General features: G+C 68.2%; 21 protein-coding genes. 11 read left to right on the top strand and 10 right to left on the bottom strand.

All coding sequences use genetic code 11. The annotated features are described in order from the left end of the window. Nucleotides 1-8: 8 nt before the first annotated feature. The 4 genes from BJ960_RS00485 to BJ960_RS00470 all read right to left on the bottom strand — a co-directional run bounded on the left by BJ960_RS00485 (nt 9) and on the right by BJ960_RS00470 (nt 6,052). Nucleotides 9-1,292, bottom strand: a complete 1,284-nt coding sequence (locus BJ960_RS00485; protein WP_185985813.1) for a YibE/F family protein — start codon at nt 1,290-1,292, stop codon at nt 9-11. Between the two features lie 203 nt (nt 1,293-1,495). Continuing rightward, the gene (locus tag BJ960_RS00480; protein WP_185985812.1) at nt 1,496-3,499 is read right to left on the bottom strand and encodes a M13 family metallopeptidase; all 2,004 of its coding nucleotides are present in this window, start codon (nt 3,497-3,499) and stop codon (nt 1,496-1,498) included. A gap of 83 nt (nt 3,500-3,582) precedes the next feature. Next, nucleotides 3,583-3,810, bottom strand: a complete 228-nt coding sequence (locus BJ960_RS00475; RefSeq protein ID WP_185985811.1) for a YbdD/YjiX family protein — start codon at nt 3,808-3,810, stop codon at nt 3,583-3,585. After that, nucleotides 3,794-6,052, bottom strand: coding sequence for a carbon starvation CstA family protein (locus BJ960_RS00470; protein ID WP_372430610.1), 2,259 nt, complete (start codon nt 6,050-6,052; stop codon nt 3,794-3,796). The genes BJ960_RS00475 and BJ960_RS00470 overlap by 17 nt, the downstream gene beginning before the upstream one ends. Before the next feature lie 113 nt (nt 6,053-6,165). Between BJ960_RS00470 and BJ960_RS00465 the strand changes: the two genes are divergently transcribed. The 4 genes from BJ960_RS00465 (at nt 6,166) to BJ960_RS00450 (ending at nt 10,026) form a co-directional block, all read left to right on the top strand. Beyond that, the gene (locus BJ960_RS00465; RefSeq protein ID WP_185985810.1) at nt 6,166-7,503 is read left to right on the top strand and encodes an MATE family efflux transporter; all 1,338 of its coding nucleotides are present in this window, start codon (nt 6,166-6,168) and stop codon (nt 7,501-7,503) included. 93 nt (nt 7,504-7,596) lie between these two features. Further along, a complete protein-coding gene (locus BJ960_RS00460; protein ID WP_307814715.1) occupies nt 7,597-8,865 on the top strand; it encodes an MFS transporter in 1,269 nt (422 codons plus the stop codon). Nucleotides 8,866-8,874: 9 nt separating this feature from the next. Next, nucleotides 8,875-9,567, top strand: a complete 693-nt coding sequence (gene nucS, locus BJ960_RS00455) for an endonuclease NucS (RefSeq protein ID WP_185985809.1) — start codon at nt 8,875-8,877, stop codon at nt 9,565-9,567. Between the two features lie 90 nt (nt 9,568-9,657). Continuing rightward, on the top strand, nt 9,658-10,026 hold the full coding sequence (locus tag BJ960_RS00450; protein WP_121074414.1) for a DUF4190 domain-containing protein: 369 nt from the start codon (nt 9,658-9,660) through the stop codon (nt 10,024-10,026). A gap of 51 nt (nt 10,027-10,077) precedes the next feature. Here BJ960_RS00450 and BJ960_RS00445 read toward each other — a convergent pair whose 3' ends face one another. From BJ960_RS00445 to BJ960_RS00435, 3 genes are all read right to left on the bottom strand, one after another. Then, entirely contained in the window at nt 10,078-10,275 is a 198-nt protein-coding gene (locus BJ960_RS00445) for a hypothetical protein (protein WP_185985808.1), read from the bottom strand. 163 nt (nt 10,276-10,438) lie between these two features. Further along, on the bottom strand, nt 10,439-10,636 hold the full coding sequence (locus BJ960_RS00440; RefSeq protein ID WP_121074419.1) for a hypothetical protein: 198 nt from the start codon (nt 10,634-10,636) through the stop codon (nt 10,439-10,441). Nucleotides 10,637-10,729: 93 nt separating this feature from the next. Further along, nucleotides 10,730-11,275, bottom strand: a complete 546-nt coding sequence (locus BJ960_RS00435) for a TetR family transcriptional regulator (protein WP_185985807.1) — start codon at nt 11,273-11,275, stop codon at nt 10,730-10,732. A 71-nt stretch (nt 11,276-11,346) separates the two neighbouring features. Here BJ960_RS00435 and BJ960_RS00430 point away from each other — a divergent pair, with 71 nt between their 5' ends. Genes BJ960_RS00430 through BJ960_RS00415 form a run of 4 tightly spaced genes read left to right on the top strand, consistent with a single transcriptional unit; the run spans nt 11,347 to nt 13,805 of the window. Further along, nucleotides 11,347-12,006, top strand: coding sequence for a biotin transporter BioY (locus BJ960_RS00430; protein ID WP_185985806.1), 660 nt, complete (start codon nt 11,347-11,349; stop codon nt 12,004-12,006). Nucleotides 12,007-12,015: 9 nt separating this feature from the next. Continuing rightward, the gene (locus BJ960_RS00425; protein WP_185985805.1) at nt 12,016-12,720 is read left to right on the top strand and encodes an energy-coupling factor ABC transporter ATP-binding protein; all 705 of its coding nucleotides are present in this window, start codon (nt 12,016-12,018) and stop codon (nt 12,718-12,720) included. Then, nucleotides 12,717-13,340: an energy-coupling factor transporter transmembrane component T family protein gene (locus BJ960_RS00420; protein ID WP_185985804.1), complete on the top strand. Its 624-nt coding sequence runs from the start codon at nt 12,717-12,719 to the stop codon at nt 13,338-13,340. The genes BJ960_RS00425 and BJ960_RS00420 overlap by 4 nt, the downstream gene beginning before the upstream one ends. 9 nt (nt 13,341-13,349) lie before the next feature. Then, entirely contained in the window at nt 13,350-13,805 is a 456-nt protein-coding gene (locus tag BJ960_RS00415; protein ID WP_185985803.1) for an SseB family protein, read from the top strand. Between the two features lie 100 nt (nt 13,806-13,905). On the opposite strand, the gene BJ960_RS00410 is transcribed toward BJ960_RS00415, so the two are convergent. After that, nucleotides 13,906-14,481 carry an HdeD family acid-resistance protein gene (locus BJ960_RS00410; RefSeq protein ID WP_185985802.1) on the bottom strand — a complete coding sequence of 192 codons (576 nt, stop codon included), beginning with the start codon at nt 14,479-14,481 and terminating at the stop codon, nt 13,906-13,908. Between the two features lie 230 nt (nt 14,482-14,711). Between BJ960_RS00410 and BJ960_RS00405 the strand changes: the two genes are divergently transcribed. After that, nucleotides 14,712-15,002, top strand: coding sequence for a cupin domain-containing protein (locus BJ960_RS00405; protein WP_121074440.1), 291 nt, complete (start codon nt 14,712-14,714; stop codon nt 15,000-15,002). Beyond that, a complete protein-coding gene (locus BJ960_RS00400; RefSeq protein WP_185985801.1) occupies nt 14,999-15,445 on the top strand; it encodes a GNAT family N-acetyltransferase in 447 nt (148 codons plus the stop codon). Before BJ960_RS00405 ends, BJ960_RS00400 begins: the two co-directional genes overlap by 4 nt. On the opposite strand, the gene BJ960_RS00395 is transcribed toward BJ960_RS00400, so the two are convergent. After that, nucleotides 15,442-15,855 carry an acyl-CoA thioesterase gene (locus tag BJ960_RS00395; RefSeq protein WP_121074446.1) on the bottom strand — a complete coding sequence of 138 codons (414 nt, stop codon included), beginning with the start codon at nt 15,853-15,855 and terminating at the stop codon, nt 15,442-15,444. The two genes, BJ960_RS00400 and BJ960_RS00395, sit on opposite strands and share 4 nt — an antisense overlap. 50 nt (nt 15,856-15,905) lie before the next feature. Between BJ960_RS00395 and BJ960_RS00390 the strand changes: the two genes are divergently transcribed. After that, nucleotides 15,906-16,124, top strand: coding sequence for an SCO4848 family membrane protein (locus BJ960_RS00390; RefSeq protein WP_185985800.1), 219 nt, complete (start codon nt 15,906-15,908; stop codon nt 16,122-16,124). A 216-nt stretch (nt 16,125-16,340) separates the two neighbouring features. On the opposite strand, the gene BJ960_RS00385 is transcribed toward BJ960_RS00390, so the two are convergent. After that, nucleotides 16,341-16,571 (bottom strand): hypothetical protein, encoded by a 231-nt coding sequence (locus BJ960_RS00385; protein ID WP_185985799.1) that lies wholly within the window; start codon nt 16,569-16,571, stop codon nt 16,341-16,343. Between the last annotated feature and the right edge of the window lie 15 nt (nt 16,572-16,586).

The following is a 16,586-nucleotide window of genomic DNA, read 5'->3' as shown; positions in this document are numbered from 1 at the left end:
CCTAGCGCTCAGCTCACCCGCACCGCGGCGTCGTCGCCGCCCGCGGCGGGGGCGTCGTCAGCCTGCGGCTCCCGCGCGAACAGCACCGCCAGGGCAGTGGTCACCGGCATCGACAGCACGAGCCCGGCGGCGCCGATGAGCGTGCGAACCACCTCTTGGGCAATCTGCTCGGACGTGATGAGATCCAGCAGATCTCGCGGGTACGTGTAGATCAACAGCAGCACCCCGAGCATCGCGCCCGCGTACGCGAAGACGAGGGTGTAGATGCTCGACGCGATGTGGTCCCGGCCGATCCGCATCGCCGCGAGATACAGCCGCCGCTTGCTCGCCTGGGGATTGAGCTCGCGCATCTCCCAGACCGCCGACGCCTGCGCGACCGTGATGTCGTTCAACACGCCAAGCCCGGCGATGACGATCGTCGCGGTGAGCAGGTCGTTCATGTTCAGCCCGGGCACCGCAACGAGGAGGCTCGCGTCCTCGGTCGAGGCGATCCCGCTAAACCGCAACCATCGCGTCACCCCGAACCCAGCCACGGCCGTGAACAGGATGCCAAACATCGCCCCGAAGAGCGCTGCCGTGGTGCGGTGCGAAATGCCGTGGGCGAGGTAGAGCACGAGCGTCATGATCCCGGCGGAGGCCGTCACGGCGACGAGGATCGGCGGCTTGCCGGCGAGCACCGCGGGAAGCACGAACGCGACCAACACCCCGACCGCCGCCGCGACACCGACGAGCGACAGCGCGCCGCGCCACCTGCCGACGCCGATCACGATGAGCGCGAACACCACCGCGATCGCGAGCAGCTTGCCGCTGCGCGGGTAGTCGTAGAAGTAGTACTGCGCGTCCCCCGACTCGCTCGACCCGCCCGTGATGACGCGCACGCGGTCACCCTCCTGCGGCGTGACGGGATGGGTGTTCATGTGGTTGAGCGTGAAGCTCACGGGCTTCCCGACCGGCAGGGTCGCCCGCACCTCGAAGCAGTCGCTCGAAGGCGGTTCCGCGGCAGCCGCCGGCTCAGCCGCGCCGTCGACGCCGGGACCGCCCTGCGCGCAGGGGATGGGGACAACGTCCGTGACCCGGACGGTGATGATCTCACTCCCGGCGGCGTCGGCGGCGCCGTGGATCGGGACCTGTTCGGCGTCCGGCCAGAGCGCGGCCGTTGCGAGCGAGGTCGCAAGCAGCAGGGCCCCGAGGATCGCGCCGAGCACGGCGTGCATCCGCCAGCGACCGTCGCGGCGCACCTTCGCCAGCCACGCGGCGCCGAAGCGCCCGGGTGCGCCCGGGTCAGCCCGCATGGCCGGTGCCCGTGGCGCGGTGGCGGACCGCTGAACGCGGGGACGTGTGGGACAGGACGCGGCATCTCATGCAGTTAATGATATTGGTTTTCATTACTTGCTGGTGCCGGCCGAGAGCGTGTCACCGCAGGCGGGGACTGACGAGGCCCCACATCAAGCGAGCGCCCCGGGGCAATCCCCGAGGCGCTCGCCAAGCCACCCGCCTACCAGATGCTCACGCGCTCCTCCGGCGCGAGGTAGAGCTTGTCGCCAGGCTTCGTGCCGTACGCCTCGTGGTACGCATCGAGGTTCTTCAAGATCTGGTTGCACCGGAACTCGTTCGGCGAGTGCGGGTCGATCGTCAGGAGCCGCACGACCTCAGCCGGGCGCGACTTCTGCTGCCACGCCTGCGCCCAGGCCAGGAAGAAGCGCTCGGCCCCCGTGAGCCCGTCGATCACCGGCGACTCGGCGCCCGCGAGCGAGCGCAGGTACGCCTTCCACGCGATCTCGAGACCCGACAGGTCACCGATGTTCTCGCCGATCGTCAACTCGCCGTTCACGGTCTGGCCGTCGGCGCCCTCAGGGGAGAGCTCGTTGTACTGGCCGATGAGCGCTCCCGTGAGCTTCTCGAACGCCTCGCGGTCCTGCTCCGTCCACCAGTCGGTGAGCTTGCCGTCGCCGTCGTAGCGCGAACCCTGATCGTCGAAGCCATGACCGATCTCATGGCCGATGACCGCGCCGATCGCGCCGAAGTTCGTCGCCGCGTCCCAGGTCACATCGAAGAACGGGGGCTGCAGGATGGCAGCGGGGAACACGATCTCGTTCATGCCCGGGTTGTAGTACGCGTTCACCGTCTGCGGGGTCATGAACCACTCGGTTGCGTCGATCGGCTTGCCGATCTTGCCGAACTCGCGCTCGAACTCGTACTCGGCCACGCGCTGCGAGTTGCCGACGAGGTCGCTCGCGTCTGCGGCGAGCGCCGAATAGTCACGCCACTTCTCCGGGTAGCCGATCTTCGGCGTGAACTTCCCGAGCTTTTCGAGGGCTCGCTCGCGGGTGCCCTCGCCCATCCACGACAGCTCCTCGATGGAGTCCCGGTAGGCCCCGATGAGGTGACCGACGAGCTCGTCCATCGCTGCCTTTGAGTTCTCATCGAAGTGGCGCTCGACGTAGATGCGGCCGACGGCCTCGCCCATAGCGCCCTCGACGAACGAGACGCCGCGGCGCCAGCGCTCGCGCTGCTCGGTCGCGCCGGTGAGCGCGGTGCCGTAGAAGTCGAAGTTCGCGCGCGACATCTCCTGCGTGAGGAGCGCCGCAGAGGAGCGGACGATTGACCACGCGAGCCACGCCTGCCAGGCCTCAAGCTCGTCCTCGACGAGCAGCGCCGCGAGACCCGCGAGCGCGTCGGGCTGGGCGGCGACGACCTCGGCGAAGGCGGCCTCAGGTGCGCCCATCGCGGCGATGTACGCCTGCCAGTCAAGCTGCGGGGTGATCTCCTGGAGCCCGGCGAAGTCGCGCAGGTTATAGAGCTTCTGGATGTCGCGGCTCGCGACAGTGTCCCAGTGGCTCGCAGCGATGCGCGTCTCGAGATCAAAGGCGAGCTCGGCGAGGCGCTCAGGATCGCCGGCGGTCTTCGAGCCGACGCCGGCGAGGGTGAGCATGCGGGCGATGTGCGCGCGGTACTGCTCGCGCACCTCGGCGAACTGCTCCTCGCGGTAGTAGGACTCGTCGGGGAGCCCGATCCCGCCCTGCATGACGAAGAGGATGTAGCGCGCCGGGTCGCCCGGGTCGTTGTCGATGAACATGCCGTAGAACCCGCCGAGGCCCTTCCGTTCGAGCTCAGCGGTCACGCGCACGAGCTCGGGGATCGACGGGACAGCAAGCGCGCGGTCGAGGTCGGCGCGGATCGGCTCGGCGCCGAGGGCGTCGATCCGCTCCGTGTCCATGAAGCTCGCATACAGCGCGGCGACCTTATCGGCCTCCGCGTCTGCGCCGCCCTCGACGAGGCCGGCCGCGGGGGCCTCGGTGCCGGTAATGATGTCGCGCACCGCCTCCTCCGCGTTCTCGGCGAGCACGGCGAAGGAGCCGTAGCGTGCCTTGTCGGCGGGGATCTCGGTGCGGTCGATCCACTTGCCGTTCATGTGGCGGAAGAGGTCGTCCTGCGGGCGCACCGCCGGATCGAGTTCGGAGAGGTCGATGCCGGACTTGCCGGGCGCTGCGTTGCTCATGCCCTTCAGCCTAGCCGGGGCGCCCGAACGCGCGACCGGCGTTCACTCACAGCGATCCGGCCGTGAGTGAACGCCGGCGCGGTTCAGCAGCAGCGCGACCCTGGGTTCGCGTCTTCGTCCGCGTACCGCTCGCGCCAGAACTCGCGCTCCGAGAGCACCTCGGCGCCCGGGTGCGCGCGCCCCGCATGGGCAACGTAGGCCGCGTACGCGCCCTCGCCCGTGAGCTCGTGCAGGTAGCTCAGCGCGGCGCGAAGCCTCCGGCGGAGGCTACCGCCGGGCTCTCGCCGGGCGCGACTAGTGCTGCTGGACATCTGGCCTCAGCTCCTCGGGCAGCGCGTCCCATTCGGCCTGCAGCTTGCGCTCGCTCGGCGTCGCAATGAACCCGGCGGCGCCGAACGTCCGGCTCGGCACGTACGGATCCTCGGTGTCGACGACCTTGCCGGTCCGATACGAGCGGATCACGGCTGCGACCGCGGTGACAATCACGATGATCGCGAGCGAGACGAACACGATCGAGAGCACCCCCTGCACCATCGTGTTGCGCACGATGGCCTCGAGGCTCTCCACGGGACCGAGCGATGTGTCGCCTGCGGCGAGCGCGTCGCGGTACTTCACGTGGTTCGCGAAGTACCCAACCGCCGGGACCGGGGAAAAGATCTTGTAGAGGGAGCCGGTGATCGTGACCACGGCGATGAACGCGAGCGGCGCCGCGACGACCCAGAGGTATTTGAAGTTCTGCTTCGCCGCGATGATCGCCATGACGACGGCGAGCGCGATGGCCGCGAGCAACTGGTTCGCGATGCCGAACAGCGGGAACAGCGTGTTGATGCCGCCCAGCGGGTCGGTCACGCCCATGAGCAGGATCGCGCCCCAGGCCGCCACCATGATGAGGGTCGTCAGCCAGACGCCCGGACGCCACGAGTTGTCGCGGAACTTCGGCGCGAAGTTGCCCATGGTGTCCTGCAGCATGAAGCGCGCGACGCGGGTGCCTGCGTCGACGGCGGTGAGGATGAACAGCGCCTCGAACATGATCGCGAAGTGGTACCAGAAGCCCATCATCGCGGGGCCGCCGATGACGTCCTTCATGATGTTGGCGAGGCCGAGCGCGAGCGTCGGGGCGCCGCCGGTGCGGGAGACGATGCTTTCCTCGCCGACGGCCTGGGCCGCGGAGGTGAGCATCTCGGGCGTGACGTCGACGCCGGCGATGCCGAGGCCCATGACGAACTCGACTGCACCTTCGACGGTGCCGCCCGTTGCCGCGGCAGAGGAGTTCATCGCGAAGTAGATGCCCTGGTCGAGGGTGACCGCGGCGACGAGTGCCATGAGCGCGACGAACGACTCCATGAGCATGCCGCCGAACCCGATGAAGCGGGTCTGGCGCTCCTTCTGCACCATCTTCGGCGTCGTGCCCGAGGCGATGAGTGCGTGGAACCCGGAGAGCGCACCACACGCGATCGTAACGAAGAGGAACGGGAAGATGTTGCCCGAGACCACGGGGTTCACCTCGGTCGCGGCAAACTGGCTCACCCGCGGCGCCTGTACGAGCGGGTTCGCGATGACAACCGCCGCGGCGAGCAGCACGATCACGCCGATCTTCATGAACGTCGAGAGGTAGTCGCGCGGTGCGAGCAGCAGCCAGACCGGCAGCACGGCGGCGATGAAGCCGTAGATCGCGACGAACCAGGCAAGCGAAACCTTGTCGAGTGTGAAGATTGCGGTGCCCCACTCGGTGCCCGCGACCCAGCCGCCGGCGACGATCGCGACCATGAGCAGCACGAATCCAATAATCGAGATCTCGGTGATCTTGCCGGGGCGAATCCAGCGGAGGTAGACGCCCATGAAGAGGGCGATGGGGATCGTCATGCCGACGGAGAAGACGCCCCACGGGCTCTCGGCAAGCGCGTTCACGACCACGAGGGCGAGGATCGCGACGATGATGACCATGATGAGCAGCGTGGCGATGATCGCGGCGGTGCCGCCGATGCGGCCAAGCTGGTCGCGGGCCATCTGCCCGAGTGAGCGCCCGCCGCGGCGGGTCGAGAAGAACATGACGAGGTAGTCCTGGACGGCGCCGGCGACGATGACGCCGACGATGATCCAGATCGTGCCGGGAAGGAATCCCCACTGCGCGGCCAGGACCGGTCCGACGAGCGGGCCCGCGCCGGCGATTGCGGCGAAGTGATGCCCGAAGAGCACGTTGCGGTGGGTGGCAACGTAGTCCTTGCCGTTTGCCTTGTACTCGGCCGGCGTCGCACGGGTGTCGTCGGCATGCACGATCTTCGCTTCGATGAAGCGCGAGTAGAACCGGTACGCGATGAGGTAGGTCGCGACGCCGGCGAAGACGAACCAGATCGCGTTGATGGTCTCACCGCGCGAGAGCGCGAGCATGGCCCAGCCAACGGCACCGATGAGGCCGATGCCGATCCAGAGCGCGATCTTCAGGCCGCGCTTGTTGCGCGCGTCGGCCGCGATCTCGTCCGCGGTGAGCGCGACGGGCGGGAGCGGCGGGCTGGAGTCGTGCGCCTCCGGAGTCGCTTGATTCATTGAGTTCATGTGCATCCCTACTTTCATCATTGATTTGGCTCTGCATGTGCCACCAGGCACCACTCTTCCCCCAATGCCTCCTCACCCTAATAGGAGGACGGGATTCGCGGTACCCTAGCCGCATGCCGCCGAGCGAGTTACCGTTGCGCAGCACCATCGACCGCAGGATCGCAGCCCTCGCTCTCCCGGCGCTTGGCGCGCTGATCGTCGAGCCCATGCTGCTGACACTCGACGCGATCTTCATCGGGCACCTCGGCGCCGCGCCGCTTGCCGGGCTCGCGATCGCGAGCGCGATCCTGCAGACCGCGGTCGGCCTCATGATCTTCCTCGCCTACTCGACGACGCCGATGGTCGCCCGCAGACGCGGCGCCGGCGATATGCGGGGAGCCGTGCAGGCAGGCATCGACGGGCTCTGGCTCGCGCTCGGGATCGGGATCGTCGTTGGCTCGGCGCTCTGGCTGGTGAGCGCTCCGATCGTACGGCTCTTTGGGGCCGACGCGGCGACGACGGACGAGGCGCTCGCCTACCTCACGGTGTCGTGCCTCGGGATCCCAGCGATGCTGCTCGTGTTCGCCGCGACCGGGCTCCTCCGCGGCCTGCAGGATACGCGCACCCCGCTGTACGTCGCGACGATCGGCTTCTCGGCGAACGCGCTGCTGAACTGGTGGTTCATCTACGGCCTCGGGTGGGGCATCGCCGGAAGCGCGTGGGGAACTGTCGTCGCGCAGTGGGGCATGGTCGTGGTCTACGTCGCCGTCGTCGCACGCCACGCACGGCGGGAAGGCGCGAACTGGCTCCCCCACCGCGATGGCCTGTCCCAGGCGGGACGCTCCGGCGGGTGGCTCTTCATTCGAACGCTCGGGCTGCGGGCAGCGTTCCTCGCAACGGTGTTCGCGGCCACGAGCCACGGCACCGAGGCGACCGCCGCCTACCAGGTTGTCTTCACGATCTTCTCGACCGCGGCGTTCGCGCTCGACGCGCTTGCGATCGCCGCGCAGGCCCTTATCGGAGACGCGCTCGGCTCGCGCAACGCTGCCCTCGCGCGCAGGATCGTGGGCCGCACCATCTTCTGGGGCCTCGTCGCCGGCGCCGTGATCGGAGCGGTGCTCGCGCTCGGCAGTCAGGTGATCGGGCGGGCGTTCACGAGCGACGCCGGGGTCCTCGAGCTCCTCCCACCCGCGCTGATCGTGCTCGGATGCTCCCTCCCGCTCGGAGGGTTCGTGTTCGTGCTCGACGGCGTGCTCATGGGTGCCGGCGACGTCAGGTACCTCGCGTGGACGAGCATGGTGAACCTCGCCGTCTACCTTCCCGTGCTGTGGCTTGCTACCTCGCTCGTACCGAGCGGCACCGCCGCCCTCGTGGCGATTACCGCGAGCTTCATGATCGCGTTCATGCTCGCCCGCGCGACGACGCTCGGGCTGCGCGCGAGGGGCGGGCGCTGGATCGTGCTCGGCGTCTAACCGGCAGGTCGGAGCGTCGCGGCGGGCCGTCGCACAACCCTAGAATGGTGGGGTTCAGCCGCAGTGCGGTTACCCCCGTTCGTCAGGAGCACTGTGGCCGCCACAGACCCGCGTATCTCGCCGTCGAGGTGGACCTTCGGCGTGCTCATCGTGTTCACAATGTTTGGCTTTGGCTTCGGCAACTGGCTCGCCCGCATTCCCGCGGTGCGCGATCGCCTCGACGCGAGCACGTTCGAGATGAGCGTCATCGGGCTCACGCTCGCCGCAGGATCGCTGCTCGGGCTCGTGTTCGCCGGCCGCACGGTGACGTGGCTCGGGCCGCGCCAGTCGATCCTGTACGGCGCCCTCGGGCAGGCGCTGTTCATGCCGCTCGGTGCAACGCTCCTGTGGTTCGGCATGCCGATCCCGGGGATGCTCGCGCTCGCATGCTTCGGGTTCTTCTTCAGCACGAGCGACGTCGCCATGAACGTGAGCGGGGCCGCCGCCGAGCGCGCGCTGGGCAAGTCACGCATGCCGATCCTGCACGGCGGCTACAGCTTTGGCGGGGTGAGCGCGATGGGCGTCGGCGCGCTCGCAGAGATGCTGCAGATCCCAGTCCCCGTGCACTTGGGGGCAGTCTTCCTGCTGATCATCGCGGGGATCCTCTTCGCGATCCGCAGCATCCCGCGCGTCGAACCCGGCGAGATGCCCGCTGAGCCCGTACCCGTGAACACGAACACCGGCCCGATCCAGCTGCTCGCGAACCCGGCGGCCGAGACCGCCCCGCAGAAGCCGACGAGCTATAACCCGTGGCGTGACCCCCGCATCATCGTGATCGGCTTCGTCGCGATGAGTTTGAGCCTGACCGAGGGGACGGCGACCGACTGGCTGCCGCTCGCCCTCGCCGATCACCGTGGCTTCTCGAACTCGGCAGCAGCGCTTGCGCTCGGTGTGTTCTTCGTCGCGATGCTCTCGACCCGCGCCGCCGGCAGCTGGCTGATCGAGCGGTTCGGCCGCGTGTGGATCCTCCGCGCCAGCGCGATGACCGCGGGCGCAAGCATCGTGCTCATCAACGTGCTGCCATTCAGCTGGGCCGCCTACGTCTGCGCCGGACTCTGGGGCGTGGGCAGCGCCCTGGGCTTCCCCATCGGCGTCTCGGCCGCCGCCGACGACCCGCAGAAGGCGGTCCGCGGCGTCGCCACCGTCTCGGCGATCGCCTACGCGGCGTTTCTGCTCGGGCCGATGGCGATCGGCCTGCTCGGCGAGCACCTCGGGCTGCTCAACGCGTTCCTCCCGCTCGTCGCCTTCCTCATCTTCGTGGTGTTCGCGGCGGGGGCGGCCCGTGAGCCCGGTCGACAGGCGGGTCGCACGACAACCGGCTAAACTGTCACGGTGCGAATCGTGGTTGCTGACTGTTCCGTTGACTATGCGGGTCGGCTCTCGGCCCACCTGCCGCGCGCGAAGCGCGTACTGATGCTGAAGGGCGACGGCTCGATCCTCGTCCATTCCGACGGCGGCTCCTACAAGCCGTTGAACTGGATGAGCCCGCCGTGCTCGCTCGAGCCGCTCGAACTTGACGACGACGTGCGCGACGCCGGCATCGTCGAGCAGTGGCAGGTCACGCACAAGAAGACCGCCGACAAGCTCGTGGTCTCGCTGTTCGAGATCATCCACGACTCCTCGTACGATCTCGGCGTCGATCCAGGCCTCATCAAGGACGGCGTCGAGGCGCACCTGCAGGAACTGCTCGCCGATCAGATCGACTTGCTCGGCGACGGGCATTCGCTCGTGCGCCGCGAATACATGACGGCCATCGGCCCCGTCGACATTCTCGCCCGCGACTCGGAGGGCGTCTCGGTCGCGGTCGAGATCAAGCGCCGCGGCGAGATCGACGGCGTCGAGCAGCTCACCCGGTACCTCGAACTCATGAACCGCGACCCGTTGCTCGCCCCCGTGTCGGGCGTCTTCGCGGCGCAGGAGATCAAGCCGCAGGCGCGCACGCTGGCTGAGGATCGCGGGATCCGCTGCCTCGTGCTGGACTACGACGCGATGCGCGGCATGGAAGACAAGAACACCCTGTTCTAGGCTTCGGTTGCGCCTGCGCGTGACGCGACGCCGGAGTTGAACGCGCCTTCCCCCTGGGCGCGAGGAGCGCTGACTGGGTACTATCGGGGCATGAGCTACACGCCGCCCCCGCGGGTCGTCTACCAGCCACCCGCCCAGCCGCCCGTGCCGCCGCCCGCGAACGGCATGGCCGTCACCTCGCTCGTGCTCGGCATCATCGGCGGGCTCATCGGCGTGTGGGCGCCATTTCCGATCTTCGGGATCATCGCGGGGGCTGTCGCGTTCCTCCCCGCGCTGCTGGCGATCATCTTCGGGCACGCGGGCCTGCGCACCGCTAAGCGCACGGGAACCGGCCGGGGTCCGGCGATCACCGGGCTCGTTTTGGGCTACGCCACCCTCGCGATCATCATCGCGGCGACACTCTTCTGGGGCTCGGTCATCGCGTTCGGCACCGACGCGGGCATGAGCTCGTCGTTCTAGCCGAACGCCACCTTAACCAACGCGGTCGGGTGAATACGCGACCGGGGTGAGCTAGTCCTTTTGCTCGGGCGTCATCCCCATGAGGAAGCCGACGACGGCGCCGATACCGATACCGACGCCCGCACCCCAGCCGACCCAGCCGAGCTGGGCGCCGAGGACCGCGCCTATCGCGCCGAGAACGACGACGCTTCCAATCATCCAGATCGTCGCTTTGCGCTTCGCGGGGTCGCGGGGCTCGTTGTTTTCCATACCTCAACGGTAACGCCTGGCGCCGAGAACGCCCCCAGCCGCACCGGAGCATGCGCCCGTGTTCGGGGCTGCGCTCACGCAACCCCACAGAGAAACACCAATGCCCCCACCACGTGCGTGGTGGGGGCATTGGTGTTTCTCGCGCGGAACGCGGAGCTTGGACTTACTTGTCGCGGAGCTCGTCCTTCACGTCGTTGCGTGCCTTCACGGCGTCGCGCTCGGCTTCAGCGCGCTTCACGTCAGCCTCCGCGCGAACCTCGTCGGCCTTGTCCTTGAGCTTGTCGACGCCCTCTTCGACTGCGTCGCCAACCTTCTTGGCTGCCTTGGCTGCGTTGTCCTTTGCATCTTCAAGAAAACCCATTGTGTTCCCCCTTCGTTTGCTGCGGTGGATCACCAGTATTTCGCGGCTCCCTGAAAGAATCGGCCGCAATTCGCCGGAACTTTCAGACAGTTTTCAGTTCGTTCGCGCTATTTCTCGCGCCGCGAGGCCCCCGAGAATGATGTCGATTCCACTGTCGAAGGTGGCGTCGAGGTCACGCCCGTCCCCCGCCTCCTGCGGGAGCTCCTCCGCCAGCAGTGCACCAAATTCGGCGGCCTGCCTGTGCGTCTGCGTGGACTGCGCGTGGCCGAACGTGTAGAGCAGCAGGGTCTGGGCGCCCTCGCCCCCGACAAGCTCAGCGAGCCGCCGCTCGATCGCCGAGGAGCCGAGCCGAAATGCCTCCACTGTCGCAACAACGTCGGCCCCGTCGCGGACGGAGAGCATCGCCCCCCGCAGGGCCACACACAGCGCGCGCGGGTCAGATGCGTCGAGGCGGACGCTGCGCAGGATCTCGTCGGCCATGAGGGCGAGCAGACTCTGCTTGTTCGGCACGTGGTGATAGAGCGCGCTGGGCTGAACGTCGAGTTCGGCGGCGACCCGCCGCATCGAGCATGATTCGAGCCCCTGCGCGGCGAGCACCCGGAGCGCCGCGGCGACGACGTCGGCTCTCGTGTTGCGCATAACGCCATTCTATCTGTAACCTGAACACCGTTCACCAGAACACTGTTCAGGTTTGATTTTTGGGAGTCCACATGACCGCCGCACCAGCAGCAGCCCCCGCGCGCAAGCGCCGCAGCACCGCGACCGACCTCGCGCTGATCGCGAGCTTCGCGGCGCTCATCGGGGCGTGCTCGTTCCTTCCAGCAATCCCGATCGGCGTCGTCCCGATCACGCTGCAGACCTTCGCCGTGATCCTCGCCGGCGCCGTGCTCGGCTCGACACGCGGCGCGCTGGCGGTGCTCCTCTGGATGGCGGTCGGCATCGTCGGTCTCCCCGTGTTCACCGCGGGCGGCGCTGGGCTCGCCCCGTTCGCCGGCCCATCGGTCGGGTACCTCGTGTCGTTCCCGATCGCCGCGTTCTTCACCGGCTTCGTGGTCGAGCGGCTCCCGCGCAAGCGGATCGCGACGAGTATCCCGCTGATCCTGATCGCCGGCGCCGCGGCCTCGATCCTCATCACCTACCCGCTCGGTGCGCTCGGCATGGCCTGGCGCGCCGACCTCACGCTCGGGCAGGCGTTCGTGTTCGGGCTCTCCTTCATTCCAGGCGACCTCCTGAAGAACGTGCTCATGGCAATCGTCGCGACTTCCGTACATCGCGCGTTCCCGGCGCTGCTGCCCGCGCGCGGGCGCGCCGCCACCGCGCCGTCAGCTCCGGCGCAGCCAGCCCCCGCTCCCGCCGCCCCCACCGCGTAGGATCGCTGGGTGATCTCGTTCAACCAGGCCAGCGTCGTCTCGCACGACGGCGCCACGATCCTGCACCCGTTCTCGCTCGAGCTGACGGAGCAGCGGGTCGCGGTCATCGGCGCGAACGGATCGGGCAAGTCGACCCTCGCCAGGCTCATCAACGGCCTCGTCGAGCCGAGCTCAGGCACCGTCACGATCGCTGGGGCCGATGACTCCGCTTCGGCGCTGGACACAGTCGCCGATGGGTCGGCGGTACGGCGGGCCGTCGGGTTCGTCTTCACCGACCCTGCTGCCCAGCTGATCATGCCGACAGTGATCGAGGACGTCGAACTGTCGCTGCGGCGGGAGCATCGCGATGCGTCGGATCGCAGACTGGCCGCGGTTGCCGCGCTCGCGCGCTTCGGGCTCGACGGCTTCGCCGAGCGCAGCGTGCACGCGCTCTCTGGCGGCCAGCAGCAGCTCCTGGCGATCGCGACGGTGCTCGCGACCGGACCGCGAATCCTCGTCACCGACGAACCCACAACGCTGCTCGACCTGCGAAATACCCGCGTGATCGGCGACCTCCTCACGTCCCTGCCACAGCAGGTCGTCATCGTCACCCACAACCTCGATCTGGCGGCGCGGACCGACCGGGTGCTCGTCGTCGATCAGGGCCGGATCGTCTTCGACGGCGAGCCAGCCGCCGCGATCGCCCACTACCGCGACAGCGTGGCCGCGGCGTGAGCATTCCGTCGCCCCTTGGCGCATACATCGCCCGCCAAGGGCCACTCCACAGACTCCGGCCGGGCGTGAAGCTCCTCGGGCTCTTCGCGTTCGCGATCGCGACCATCGCTATGCCGGGCTGGATCGCGGCGGTCTGCGCCCTCGGGATCGGCGTGGCGCTCGCCCTTGTCGCCGGCCTGCGGGGGCGAGACTTCTGGCGGGTCGCGCGGGCGTTCGCGCTCGTCGGCCTCCCACTGTTCGCCTTCCAGACGTGGAGTTCTGGGTGGGAGCGGGGCATCGAAGTGATCGCCGACATCCTCGCGCTCATCCTCGTCGCGAGCGCCGTGACAGCGAGCACTAGGGCGAGCGACATGCTCGACACGATCGCGTGGTCGCTCACTCCGCTCGCCCGGTTCGGCGTCGACACCGAGCGGGTCTCGCTAACGTTCTCCCTCGCCATTCGCATGATCCCGACAGTGCAGGATCTCGCCCGCGACGCGCAGCAGGCGGCGCGCGCCCGGGGCCTCGATCGCAGCCTGCGCGCGCGGACAGTGCCGCTCGTGCTGCGCACCGTCTCGCAGGCACAGCTGACCGGCCAGGCACTTGCGGCACGGGGCATCGGCGACGAACAGGCCCCGTAGGCTAGACCCATGGCTGAATCGCACGAGATCCCCGAGGGCGTCGACGAGAACTACGAGAACGAGGCCGCTCGAGCCGCGCTCGTCGCGTTCACGGCGACGCCCGACTACGAGCACCTCGCGACATTTCTCAACGCGCTGCGCGACGGCTACCTCGTCGTCGACGTGACCGGCACCTCGACCAAGAAGAAGGGCCCGCGGGTCCGCACCATCCGGTCCACGAAGGGCCAGCTCGTGCTCCCGGTCTTCACGTCGATGGCCGAGCTGCGTGCCCTCGCCCCGGCGACGGGCGGCGAAGAGCTCAAGGGCGCGATCATGCCGGCCCGGGCGGCGCTGTCGCTCATCACGGCCGACAGGTTCGTCGCCGCGGAGTTCGACAAGGCCTCGGCCGCCCTCGTGTGCCTGCGCAAGTTCATCATGCTCGTGCTCGGCGACGACGAGATCACGGCGGAGTCACTCCAGTCCTAGCCCCGGACGCGACAACGCCCCCTCCGAGGAGGGGGCGTTGTCGCGTCCGCGCCGCCAGTCCCGGCGCGGGCGGGGCATCGGCCCCAGCGCGGTCGGCGCGCTACTTGCCGACTCGGAACGCGCGCACGACCTGCACGACGCCGAGGACAACCATCGAGATGCCAAGCAGCCACCAGAGGGTCACGGCGCCCATGAGCGGCGAGAACAGCAGGGTGATGCCGGCGATCACCGAGACGATGCCGTAGATGATGGTCCACACCTTGTTGTCCGACTTCGAAGCCGTCACGAACGCGAGGATGCCCTCGAAGAGCCAGAGGATACCGACCATGATCGAGAACATCAGCGCCGTGACGACACCGGCGAACATGAGGTTCGACATGATGATGACGCCGCCGACAACGTACAAGATGCCGAGCAGGATGTGCCCGACCCGCGACCAGCCGCCGAGGCTACGCGAGAAGATCGCGGTGCCGAAGTACACAATGCCGGTAACGATCGCGTAGGCGCCGATGAGCGCGGCGACGAGAGTCAGGGTCACTCCGGCGGAGGTCTTCGGGGCGAAGATCACGAAGAGGCCGAGCACGATGGCGATGAGACCGCCAACGCCGAACAGCACGCGGGCGCCGTCAGTCGCGCGTTCCTCGACGGGGCGATTCGGGGTATCAGTTGCAGTCATGTGCGATGCTCCTATTCATATGTTCCCGCGCCCTGGGTGCGGGCGTATATGTTCAGCTTCTCACCTTTTCGGGCCAATGTGTTGAATTTTGGCGACGGAATCGCGCCTCACGGCCTGTACATTTCCACTGAAAAACCTATGCGCGAAACCGAGGCGGGCACAGGGCGCGCACCCGAGTAGGCTGGTGGCACGACCGACCTTGGGGTCGGCCCACACTCGAAGGGGATGTCATGAGCACCGGATCGCACGGCGACGTGCAACTTGAGAACGAACACTTCCGCGTCACGCAGTGGACGATCAAGCCGGGTGGCGTGATCCCCATGCACCGTCACGACTTTGAGTACGTCGTAATCCCGCTCGTCACCGACACAATGCGGGTCACGAACGCAGACGGGAGCGTCATCGACGCTGCGCTCGAACACGGCGTGAGCTACACCCGCCCCGCGGGATCCGAGCACGAGGTGTCGAACCCAGACTCGGCCGCAGACATCGTCTTCGTTGAAGTGGAGCGGCTCGCGTGAGCGCGCTCACGATTCGGGCGGTCGACCCCGCCGAGCGCGAGGCGTGGCAGGCCACCTACCGCGGCTACCGCGATTTCTACGAGAAGGAGCACGACCCGGCGGTGTTCGACACGGTGTGGGGTTGGCTCCACGATCCTGCGCACGAGACGCGCGGCCTCGTCGCGGAGCTTGACGGCGAGATCGTTGGCCTCGCCCACTACCGCAGCTTCGCGCGGCCGCTCGCGGGCTCGACCTGCATCTACCTCGATGACCTGTTCACCACTCCGGCGGCCCGCGGCATGGGGGCGGGCTCGGCCCTCATTCGCCGCCTCGAGGAGATCGCGCGAGACGAGGGTGCGACGCTCGTCCGGTGGATCACCGCCGACTCGAACGCGACCGCACGCAGCCTGTACGACAAGGTTGCAACGCAGACGCCGTGGGTGACCTACGACATCACCGTCTAGGAGCGTTCGCTCCCGGCGCGCAGGCGCTCGGTTCCCGTCGTGGGGTCAGTGAAGCCGTGCGGGCGGGGGCTGCCCGCGTCGTCGACGGCGACGAACACGATGCTGTCGAGGCGCAGGATCTCCTGCCCGGTGACCACGTTGTCCACTCGGCAGCTCAGCGTGATCGAGGTGCGGCCGAACGCGACGACGCGGTATTCGAGCTCGAGCAGGTCTCCGCGGTTCGCCCTGCCGACGAAATCGACGGCCGACATGTGCCGGGTGACGAGATCCGTGGTGCCGAGCTGCACCACCGCGACGATCGCAGCCTCCTCGTCAACCCACTCGAGCAGGCGCCCACCGAACAGCGCGTCGTGCTGGTTCAGATCCTCTGGCTTCACCCATTTGCGTACGATGTCTCTGTGGCCGCTCATAGCTAAAGCCTAGGCGAAGCCTCGCGATTTCCGGGTCGTAGACTGAGACCATGGTCGTCTTCGCAGGAATCCTGTTGCTCATCAACGCTGTCTACAACGTCATTGTGTGGCCGCGCTTCTGGACTCGCGTCACTCAGGACCCGCGCGCTCGCGACGAGCAGGGTCGCGCGACCAAGTTCCTCACCGTGCACGCGGTGCTGATCTCGATCGCGCTCCTCATCGCCGCGGTGTCGGCGGTCGCGGGCGTGCTCGTACTTACCCAGGGCTAGCGGCACGGCTCCGCCGGCGACCGGCACGGCCCCGGCGGCCCGGCCGACCCAGCCAACCCAGCCGATGGCAGCCACGCGCCACAGTTGGCACTTGGTGTCGCTATGAGCGGCTCAAAGCGACACCAAGTGCCAACTCACGCGGGAAGTGCAGGCACGCGGGAGGGGCAGGCTCGCCGGCGAGCCTGCGGCACACCTGAGCTGGGACGTGCGGGCAGGCTAGGCGCCGGCCCCGTCCGCCTCGTCGACAGAACCCTCAGAGCCCTCAGAGCCCTCAGAATCACCGGAGCCCTCAGTGCCTTCGGCTTCATCGGCGTCCTCGCGGCCAGAGGCGGTGTGTGTCGCTGGTCCGAGGTGCGATGCGCCGCCCTCACCGACCCAGCCGTCACCCGGGGTCCTGGCGGGATCAGATTCGTGATCCGGCAGTGCCTTCTTAGTTTCTTCAGCCATGGTCGCTCCCCTTTC

Source organism: Leucobacter aridicollis (genome assembly GCF_013409595.1).
Classification (GTDB): Bacteria; Actinomycetota; Actinomycetes; order Actinomycetales; family Microbacteriaceae; genus Leucobacter; species Leucobacter aridicollis.
The sequence above is the reverse complement of the archived record's forward strand: the minus strand, read 5'-3'. Positions and strand labels throughout refer to the sequence as shown.